The 7,798-nt window shown below is 34.8% G+C and carries 6 protein-coding genes; 5 read left to right on the top strand and 1 reads right to left on the bottom strand.

Translation table 11 applies throughout. The features are described 5' to 3' along the window. Nucleotides 1-295 precede the first annotated feature (295 nt). The 4 genes from Q0X66_RS06875 (at nt 296) to Q0X66_RS06860 (ending at nt 4,453) form a co-directional block, all read left to right on the top strand. The gene (locus Q0X66_RS06875) at nt 296-874 is read left to right on the top strand and encodes a phosphoribosylglycinamide formyltransferase (protein ID WP_297704599.1); all 579 of its coding nucleotides are present in this window, start codon (nt 296-298) and stop codon (nt 872-874) included. After that, the gene (locus tag Q0X66_RS06870; protein ID WP_297704597.1) at nt 867-1,502 is read left to right on the top strand and encodes a ribonuclease H family protein; all 636 of its coding nucleotides are present in this window, start codon (nt 867-869) and stop codon (nt 1,500-1,502) included. The genes Q0X66_RS06875 and Q0X66_RS06870 overlap by 8 nt, the downstream gene beginning before the upstream one ends. A 79-nt stretch (nt 1,503-1,581) precedes the next feature. Next, nucleotides 1,582-2,508, top strand: coding sequence for a PfkB family carbohydrate kinase (locus Q0X66_RS06865; RefSeq protein ID WP_297704595.1), 927 nt, complete (start codon nt 1,582-1,584; stop codon nt 2,506-2,508). 46 nt (nt 2,509-2,554) lie between these two features. Then, nucleotides 2,555-4,453, top strand: a complete 1,899-nt coding sequence (locus Q0X66_RS06860; RefSeq protein WP_297704593.1) for an amidophosphoribosyltransferase — start codon at nt 2,555-2,557, stop codon at nt 4,451-4,453. An 894-nt stretch (nt 4,454-5,347) separates the two neighbouring features. Here Q0X66_RS06860 and Q0X66_RS06855 read toward each other — a convergent pair. Next, nucleotides 5,348-5,956: a superoxide dismutase gene (locus Q0X66_RS06855; RefSeq protein ID WP_297704591.1), complete on the bottom strand. Its 609-nt coding sequence runs from the start codon at nt 5,954-5,956 to the stop codon at nt 5,348-5,350. 181 nt (nt 5,957-6,137) lie between these two features. Here Q0X66_RS06855 and Q0X66_RS06850 point away from each other — a divergent pair. After that, nucleotides 6,138-7,798 (top strand): exodeoxyribonuclease V subunit beta (locus Q0X66_RS06850; RefSeq protein ID WP_297704606.1); only part of this gene is annotated, 1,661 nt, incomplete at its 3' end.

The following is a 7,798-nucleotide window of genomic DNA, read 5'->3' as shown; positions in this document are numbered from 1 at the left end:
GCTTTTACTCTTGATGCAATGTCTGACATAATAATTTTGGTTTTAAAAATTTAAATCGTTGGCAAAAATAAAAAACTTATGGTGTAATAACACTATTTGACGTAAAAATGTAGCGTAATTTATGAAATTTAAACTCAAGATTATTGGTTTAGATATAAATTTTCTACCCACAAAATGTCTTAAATCAATATAATGTTTGATTTTTTCTGTTAAATAAGTCACTAATTCCGGGTAGGCGAGCATCATATCTTTAATAAACTTAGGACTTAATTTCAAAAAGAATAATTTTGTCTAAATGAAACGAATAGTTCTTTTTGCTTCGGGCTCGGGCACAAATGTTGAAAACATTATACAATATTTTTCAGAAAATAAACAAGTTGAAATAGTCGCTGTCCTAACAAACAGGAAAGACGCCAAAGTTTTAGACAGGTGTGCGAGACTTAAGATTAGTGCTTTATATTTTAACAGGCACGCCTTTATGGAATCTAACTTAATTTCAGATTTTTTAAATATTCTCAATCTCGATTTAATTGTTCTCGCTGGTTTTCTATGGCGAATTCCAAAAAGGTTAATTGATTATTTTCCAGACAGAATTATAAATATACATCCTGCATTACTTCCCAAATATGGAGGTAAAGGAATGTACGGAATGAAAGTACATGAGGCTGTAAAGGAGAATTCAGAACCCGAAACAGGAATTACCATTCATTATGTTAATGAGCATTATGATGAAGGGGCTATAATCATGCAGGTAAAAACATTTGTAGACGAGGGGGATACCCCAGAAATAATAGCCCAAAAAGTCCATGAACTGGAATACGAGCATTTTCCAAGGGTAATCGAAGAACTATTGTATAAGGGAGATAATGGCTAAAAAGAATAAATTTTATGTGGTTTGGAAAGGCAAGAGACCCGGTATTTATGAAAGTTGGGATGATTGCAAAGCAGCAATTTCCGGTGCTAAAGGAGCTCAATATATGTCATTCCCCAATTTTGAAATAGCCAAAAAAGCTTATAACAGCAATTACGATGCTTATAAAGGAAAAAAGAAAAACGGCCCTCAGCTTTCCCCACAGGATCTTCTTAAAATAGGAGAGCCAAATTATCATTCTATTTCTGTGGATGCGGCATCCAGCGGAAATCCCGGAATAATGGAATACCAGGGGGTTGATACTAAAACAGGTAAAAGACTATTTAAACAAGGTCCCTTCAAAGAAGGCACCAATAATATAGGTGAGTTTCTTGCAATAGTTCACGGATTGGCTTTTCTAAAGCAAAAAAATAGCGATCGTATTATTTATACAGATTCAAGGACTGCTATAAGCTGGGTGAGGAAAAAAAGCTGCAATACCAAGCTTTTAGAGAACAAAAAAAACAAAGCCTTATTCAATCTCATTCGAAGGGCAGTTGAATGGTTAAAAAACAATTCATACAATACGCCGATAGTAAAATGGGAAACGAAGGCATGGGGCGAAATTCCGGCAGATTTCGGCAGAAAATAATTGAGGCCTTTTTTAGTTTTAATTAGGATTATTTGGAACATCAAAAGTGTATATTTGCACCATATTTCAAAAACCTTCTATGGGGAAACTTTTAATTGTTGGAACTGTTGCCTTCGATGCTATCGAAACCCCTTTTGGGAAAACCGACAAAATTCTGGGAGGAGCTGCTACATTTATTGGTCTAGCGGCCTCGCAATTTGATGTAGACGCAGCCATTGTCTCTGTTGTAGGCGATGATTTGCCCAATGAATACCTACAATTTCTAGAAGATAAAGATATTGATATATCGGCTATAGAAATTGTAAAAGGAGGGAAGACCTTTTTTTGGAGTGGTAAATATCGTAATGATCTGAACACCAGGGATACCCTTAGTACAGAACTAAATGTGCTGGCAGATTTTAATCCAGTTGTGCCTGACAACTATAAAAATGCAGATGTGGTTATGTTGGGTAATTTACATCCTAGCATCCAAATGAGCGTTATCAATCAAATGGAGACAAGACCAAAGTTAATTGTCCTTGATACCATGAACTATTGGATGAATCATACTTCGAAAGAATTAAATGACGTCATAAAACATACAGATATAATTACCATAAACGATGAAGAAGCAAGACAACTAACTAATGAACATTCTTTGGTAAAAGCAGCAGCGCAAATTCATACTATGGGACCAAAATATGTAGTCATAAAGAAAGGGGAGAATGGTGCTTTACTTTTCCGAGATGATAATATATTCTTTGCGCCAGCCCTTCCTTTAAAAGAAGTTTTTGATCCTACCGGCGCGGGTGATACTTTTGCAGGAGGTTTTGTAGGTTATCTTTCAGAGACAGAAAACATATCATTCAACAATTTAAAGAACGCCGTTATCCATGGATCCAATCTGGCTTCTTTTTGCGTTGAACGTTTTGGAACAGAGCGAATGGCCAATTTAAAGAAAGAAGAGGTGGAGCTAAGGTTACATCAATTCAGGGAACTGACACAATTTGATATTGAATTACAATAATAAAACACGCCTCGGAATAACGGGGCTTTTTTAATTCATTTAAATAATGAGTGATGCCATTAAACACGAATGCGGAGTATCCTTAATACGGCTACTAAAACCCTTGGATTATTACAAGGAAAAGTACGGCAGTATTTTTTATGGAGTAAACAAGATGTATTTAATGATGGAAAAACAGCACAACCGTGGTCAGGACGGTGCAGGTTTTGCCAGTATTAAATTAGACATGGCTGCTGGAGAGCGTTACATGAGCAGAGTGCGTTCTGTGGAATCACAACCAATACAAGACATTTTTGAGCAGATTAATGACCGTATTAATAGCGCATTAAAAGAAAACCCTGAATATATAGATAATACAGAGTTACAAAAAAAGAATATCCCATATATAGGCGAGGTACTACTTGGGCATGTCCGATATGGCACATTTGGAAAGAATAGTATAGAAAGTGTACATCCTTTCCTTAGGCAAAATAACTGGATGCATAGAAATCTAATTGTAGCTGGTAATTTTAATATGACCAATGTTGATGAGCTCTTTGATAATTTGATACAACTGGGCCAGCACCCAAAAGAAATGGCAGATACGGTTACGGTCATGGAAAAAATAGGCCATTTTCTTGATGATGCTGTAGCAAAACTATACAGGCAAATAAAAAAGGAAGGCTTTAATAAAATGGAGGCTTCTCCTTTGATCGCTGATAGATTAAAAGTTTCCAAAATTCTTAAAAAAGCAGCTAAGAATTGGGATGGTGGGTACACTATGGCAGGAATGTTTGGGCATGGAGATTCTTTTGTGCTCCGAGATCCTTCGGGAATCAGACCTGCCTATTACTTTAAAAACGATGAGGTAGTAGTAGTAGCCTCGGAAAGAGCTGCAATACAAACGGTTTTTAATGTCACTTATGAAGATGTGAAAGAACTCGACCCCGGCAACGCAATAATCATAAAGAAAAACGGTACCGTAAACACTACTGAAATATTAGAGCCAAAGGAAAGAAAAGCATGCTCTTTTGAAAGAATATATTTTTCAAGGGGTAGCGATAAAGAAATATATCAGGAACGAAAAGAATTGGGTAAATTGATTTTTCCGCAAATATTGTCTTCTATAAATGAAGATATAAAAAATACGGTTTTTTCATATATCCCTAATACCGCAGAGACCGCCTATTTAGGAATGATCAAAGAAGCGCAGAATTATTTGAATAAGAAAAAAGAAGAACAAATACTTAAATTAGGCCAAAATATTACCAGAGAGGCAATAAACAAAATTTTAGATGTTCGTCCCAGGATTGAAAAAGTAGCCATAAAGGATGCAAAACTAAGAACATTTATTACACAGGATAGCTACAGGGATGATCTGGTTGAACACGTATATGATATTTCATATGGTTCTGTAAACAAGAATGATAATCTCGTTATTATTGATGATAGTATTGTTAGGGGTACCACTTTAAAGAAAAGTATTTTACGAATTTTAGACAGGTTATCACCAAAGAAAATAATTGTTGTTTCTTCCGCACCGCAAATTCGCTATCCAGATTGCTATGGCATTGATATGGCAAAACTAGATGATTTTATAGCCTTTAAAGCTGCTCATGAATTACATAAGGAACAGAATTCATTGCAGCAAGTAGAAGATATATATCACAAATGTATTCAACAAATTGAAACTGCTGAAAAGGATATTATTAATTATGTAAAAGATTTTTATCAACCTTTTAGCGCAGAGCAGATATCTAAAAAAATTGCTGAACTCCTAAGTCCAGTAGACATTAAAGCTGAAGTACAAATAATTTATCAAACAATCGAAAGTTTACATCAGGCATGTCCGAAAAACCTTGGCGATTGGTATTTTACAGGAGATTACCCGACCCCGGGGGGGAACAAAGTTGTAAACAGGGCTTTTATAAACTTTTATGAGGGCAAAAATGAAAGGGCATATTAACATTTTTATCGATGAAATGCACAAATTTGTGCATTTCATCGATAATTTGTGCTATTTATCGGCTTTTTAGTCGCAACGAATTAAAGGGTGGTTACTTTAGACTTGCCATAGCATAAGTAGGTTAAGTTCATGGTAAGATTTGGGGCAAAAAAGGTGGAGACTTCTCCACCTTTTTTATTTTACATCAAATTTTATTTTATTTTACCTCACAATTAATACGACTTTTCTTCACCTATTATAGTATAATAGCCAGTCTAAGGTATTTCAACCAATTAAAAAGAAGTTTAACCAAAATTTTAATGGACTCCAATGCGTTAGCATACATTTGAAGAACCATAGCATAAGTAGGTTAAGTTCATGGTAAGATTTGGGGAAAGAGGCAGGTGCAAACCTGCCTCTTTTATTTTATATACCCACTCCTGATATCACATTTCACATAGCATTCTTTTTACGTATCTTATAATATAATGCCAGGTAGCGCATTTCAACCTATTAAAATGGCGTTTGTCCAAAACCTTTTTTCTCAGCCACTCATTCACTTACATTTGAAGAACCATAGCATAAGTAGGTTAAGTTCATGGTAAGATTTGGGGAAAAAGGCAGGTGCAAACCTGCCTTTTTTATTTCTGATTATCAGTAAATTACACCTTTTATAGTAGGTATTTTTCTACCTGACTTGGCTTAGATTGTTAATTGAAAGCCTAAAATTTACCAAAATTTCTTTGTTATTTCTCACAATACCAGTAATTTAGTAATGCCATAGCATAAGTAGGTTAAGTTTATGGTAAGATTTGGGACGAAAAGGGTGGAGACTTCTCCACCCTTTTCTATATAACAAAAAACCTCCCTAATTAATTAAGGAGGTTTAATTTCCAATAAAATTTGAATAAAATTTTACTTATTTGAGCTGTACAACTCAGCAACTTTATCCCAGTTTATAATATTAAAAAAGGCATTAACATAATCTGGCCTTCTGTTTTGATAATTTAAATAATATGCATGTTCCCAAACATCCAGCCCCAAAATTGGATGCCCACCACATCCGGTTTCAGGCATTAACGAATTATCCTGATTAGGTGTTGAACAAACTTCAACCTTGCCCCCTTTATGTACGCAAAGCCAAGCCCAACCAGACCCAAATCTAGTCGCCGCAGCTTTGCTAAAAAAATCTTTAAAGGCATCAAAAGAACCATAGGCCTCATTGATAGCTGTAGCAAGTTCTCCTGTTGGTTCACCTCCACCATCGGGAGACATTATTTCCCAAAATAAGGAATGATTATAATAGCCTCCTCCATTATTGCGGACCGCCCCATTAGACATGTCTAAATTTTTCAATATATCTGTAATAGATTTATTAGCAAGATCTGTATTCTCAATGGCCGCGTTAAGTTTCGCGGTATAGCCATTATGATGTTTCGTATGGTGGATCTCCATAGTTCTTGCATCAATATAAGGTTCTAATGCATCATATGCATATGGTAGTTTTGGTAATTCAAATGCCATTTCTAAACGTTTTAAGTTAATAATTAGAGTCACTCAAAGTTACTCTATTTCACATATATATTGGCCTAATTATTTGTTAAGAACTCTTTAAGATTACGTAATTTGCAACAAAAAATTAGTGCAGAGCAGCTCATTTAATATCTACAATGCTTCGGCCGGATCAGGGAAAACCTTTAAGCTGGTGCAAGAATATCTAAAAATTGCACTTTCGGCAGAAAATTCAAATATTTTTAATCAAATCCTAGCCATCACTTTTACCAATAAGGCTGCTAATGAGATGAAAAGTCGCATTCTTGATAGTCTTTTCGAATTTAGTCAACCCAAAAATTCCAAAAAAACTTCTACCTTATTTCGATTATTAGCTAAGGAATTAAATATTGAAGATGATCATTTGCGAAAAAGGGCTAAAGTCACATTAAAGCAAATCCTCCATAATTACGCTTTTTTTGATATATCGACCATCGATAAATTCACACACCGACTTATTAGAACCTTTGCTAAAGACCTTAAAATTCCACAAAATTTTGAAGTAGTTTTGGATACGGACCTTTTATTGGGCGAAGGAATTGACCGGTTAATAAATAAAGCCGGAACGGATAGGGTATTAACAAAAGTTCTGATCGACTTTGCCTTGGAAAAAATTCAGGACGATAAAAGCTGGGATATAGCTTATGACCTTGCAAAAATGGGCAAATTGTTATTTGAGGAAAATCAATCTTATCATCTTGACCTTCTAAAAAACAAAAGCCCTCAGGATTTTTTAACCCTCAAAAAATTAATTCAAAAAAAAATCAACCTTATAGAAGCTGAAGTTAAAGACCTTGCAAGTCTAGCCTTAGAAACAATATCTGAATCCGGTATTGGTTTGGAGGTATTTCCCAGGAAAACGCTTCCCAACCATTTTACTAAAATTTGTAATTTCGAATTTAATCCTTCTAAGCTTTACAATAACCAATTAGAAAATAATTTACGGGATGGTAAAATTTTTAAATCGGGATTTCAGGCTCCTAATCCGGAATTGGTATTCACCCTTCAAAAATATTTTTTAGAAATTAAAAAAAGGATATATCATAGGTCTTTTTTACGGAATTCCTATTTGAATATTGTGCCATTAACGGTTTTAAATGGTATACAACAAGAAATTAAAACCATTGAGTCAGAAAGGGATCAGATTCCTATATCCTCATTTAATACCATTATTTCAGATGAAATACGGAACCAACCCGCTCCATACATTTATGAACGTTTGGGCGAAAAATATCGTCATTACTTTATTGATGAATTTCAGGATACTTCACAAATGCAATGGGAGAATCTCGTTCCGTTAATAAGTAATGCCCTCGAAAGTGAAGATGAACAGGGTAATATGGGAAGCTTGTTGTTGGTTGGAGATGTTAAACAAGCAATCTACAGGTGGCGTGGTGGGCGGGCCGAACAATTTTTGAACCTCATTAACAAAGAAACAAATCCTTTTGTTATAGAACCGCATATTAGCTCGCTAGAAACAAATTACAGAAGCCGAGAGGAACTCATAAAATTTAATAATACCTTTTTTACCGTTACAAGCCCATTCCTTGGTAGTCCACAATATAATTTACTTTTTACGGATGGAAATAAACAAGATTTTAACGATAAAGTAGGCGGATATGTAGATTTGAATTTTATTAAAATGCCTAAGGAGGATAAGGATTTAGAGTATTGCAATGAGGTATTAAGATCAATCAAAGATGCACGCGCCGATAAGTATAATTATGCTGACATCTGTATTCTCACCAGAAAACGAAAGCATGGCATTATTTTAGCGGATTTTCTTATAGAACAAAATGTTCCAATAATTTCTTC

The sequence above is a fragment of the uncultured Eudoraea sp. genome, from assembly GCF_947260015.1.
Classification (GTDB): Bacteria; Bacteroidota; Bacteroidia; order Flavobacteriales; family Flavobacteriaceae; genus Eudoraea.
Note: the sequence above shows the minus strand (reverse complement) of the source record. Positions and strands in the feature narration are given on the sequence as shown.

Excerpts from the sequence above, each read along its gene's own strand:
- Q0X66_RS06875 (WP_297704599.1), top strand. The coding sequence starts at position 296 with ATGAAACGAATAGTTCTTTTTGCTTCGGGCTCGGGCACAAATGTTGAA.
- Q0X66_RS06870 (WP_297704597.1), top strand. The coding sequence starts at position 867 with ATGGCTAAAAAGAATAAATTTTATGTGGTTTGGAAAGGCAAGAGACCC.
- Q0X66_RS06865 (WP_297704595.1), top strand. The coding sequence starts at position 1,582 with ATGGGGAAACTTTTAATTGTTGGAACTGTTGCCTTCGATGCTATCGAA.
- Q0X66_RS06860 (WP_297704593.1), top strand. The coding sequence starts at position 2,555 with ATGAGTGATGCCATTAAACACGAATGCGGAGTATCCTTAATACGGCTA.
- Q0X66_RS06855 (WP_297704591.1), bottom strand. The coding sequence starts at position 5,956 with ATGGCATTTGAATTACCAAAACTACCATATGCATATGATGCATTAGAA.